General features: G+C 52.4%; 1 rRNA gene (only partly in view). It reads right to left on the bottom strand.

Annotated features, from left to right (window positions below):
* Positions 1–59 precede the first annotated feature (59 nt).
* A 23S ribosomal RNA gene (locus tag ACJJI0_RS14300) occupies positions 60–2,500 on the bottom strand; it runs 440 nt beyond the window's last position.

Genomic DNA, 2,500 nt, shown 5'->3' on the forward strand with positions numbered 1-2,500 from the left:
TGTGTCTTTCATTCCACAATCCGCTAGCTTAGCTAGTCGTTAGTAACCATCTCTGTTGTATGGTCAAGCCGCACGGGCAATTAGTACTGGTTAGCTCAACGCCTCACAACGCTTCCACACCCAGCCTATCAACGTGGTAGTCTTCCACGGCCCTTTAGGACTCTCAAGGAGTCAGGGAAATCTAATCTTGAAGGAGGCTTCCCGCTTAGATGCTTTCAGCGGTTATCCCGTCCGAACATAGCTACCGGGCAATGCCACTGGCGTGACAACCCGAACACCAGAGGTTCGTTCACTCCGGTCCTCTCGTACTAGGAGCAACTCTTCTCAAATTTCCAACGCCCACGGCAGATAGGGACCGAACTGTCTCACGACGTTCTAAACCCAGCTCGCGTACCACTTTAAATGGCGAACAGCCATACCCTTGGGACCGGCTTCAGCCCCAGGATGTGATGAGCCGACATCGAGGTGCCAAACACCGCCGTCGATGTGAACTCTTGGGCGGTATCAGCCTGTTATCCCCGGAGTACCTTTTATCCGTTGAGCGATGGCCCTTCCATACAGAACCACCGGATCACTATGACCTACTTTCGTACCTGCTCGACATGTCTGTCTCGCAGTCAAGCGCACTTATACCATTATGCTCATTGCATGATTTCCGACCATGCTGAGTGCACCTTCGTACTCCTCCGTTACTCTTTGGGAGGAGACCGCCCCAGTCAAACTACCCACCATACACTGTCCTCGATCCGGATAACGGACCAGAGTTAGAACCTCAAACATACCAGGGTGGTATTTCAAGGACGGCTCCACAATAACTAGCGTTACTGCTTCAAAGCCTCCCACCTATCCTACACAAGTAGGCTCAAAGTTCAGTGCAAAGCTGTAGTAAAGGTTCACGGGGTCTTTCCGTCTAGCCGCGGGTACACTGCATCTTAACAGCGATTTCAATTTCACTGAGTCTCTGGTGGAGACAGCGTGGCCATCGTTACGCCATTCGTGCAGGTCGGAACTTACCCGACAAGGAATTTCGCTACCTTAGGACCGTTATAGTTACGGCCGCCGTTTACCGGGGCTTCGATCAAGAGCTTCGCCGAAGCTAACCCCATCAATTAACCTTCCGGCACCGGGCAGGCGTCACACCCTATACGTCCTCTTACGAGTTTGCAGAGTGCTATGTTTTTAATAAACAGTCGCAGCCACCTGGTCACTTCGACCGGCCTCAGCTTAGGGAGCAAGTCCCATCACCAAAACCGGCGTACCTTCTCCCGAAGTTACGGTACCATTTTGCCTAGTTCCTTCACCAGAGTTCTCTCAAGCGCCTTGGTATTCTCTACCTGACCACCTGTGTCGGTTTAGAGTACGATTCACTATTGCCTGAAGCTTAGAAGTTTTTCCTGGAAGCAGGGCATCAACCACTTCACCCACAAGTGGGCTTCGTCATCAGTTCTCAGCCTTAGGGACCCGGATTTGCCTAAGTCCCCAGCCTACAACCTTAAACATGGACAACCAATCGCCATGCTGGCCTAGCCTTCTCCGTCACTCCGTCGCAGCAATAGCGAGTACAGGAATATTAACCTGTTTCCCATCGACTACGGCTTTCGCCCTCGCCTTAGGGGTCGACTAACCCTGTCCCGATTAGCGTTGGACAGGAACCCTTGGTCTTCCGGCGGGGAGGTTTTTCACCTCCCTTGTCGTTACTCATGTCAGCATTCGCACTTGTGATACCTCCAGCAGACCTCCCGATCCACCTTCGACGGCTTACACAACGCTCCTCTACCATGCTCCTAAGAGCATCCGCAGCTTCGGTTACCAGTTTTAGCCCCGGTATATCTTCCGCGCAGGCCGACTCGACTAGTGAGCTATTACGCTTTCTTTAAAGGATGGCTGCTTCTAAGCCAACCTCCTAGCTGTCTGGGCCTTCCCACATCGTTTCCCACTTAACTGGTATTTGGGACCTTAGCTGGCGGTCTGGGTTGTTTCCCTTTCCACGACGGACGTTAGCACCCGCCGTGTGTCTCCCGCGATTGCACTCCTCGGTATTCGGAGTTTGCATGGGGTTGGTAAGTCGGGATGACCCCCTAGCCCAAACAGTGCTCTACCCCCGAGGGTGAGACGCGAGGCGCTACCTAAATAGCTTTCGAGGAGAACCAGCTATCTCCCGGCTTGATTAGCCTTTCACTCCGATCCACAGGTCATCCCCTAATTTTTCAACATTAGTGGGTTCGGTCCTCCAGTTGATGTTACTCAACCTTCAACCTGCCCATGGATAGATCGCCGGGTTTCGGGTCTATTGCCTGCAACTAAACGCCCTATTAAGACTCGATTTCTCTACGGCTCCCCTAAGCGGTTAACCTTGCTACAGACAATAAGTCGCTGACCCATTATACAAAAGGTACGCAGTCACCCCGAAGGGCTCCTACTGCTTGTACGTATACGGTTTCAGGTTCTATTTCACTCCCCTCTCCGGGGTTCTTTTCGCCTTTCCCTCACGGTACTGGTT

The organism is Microbulbifer mixtoriginis (SeqCode) (genome assembly GCF_052466695.1).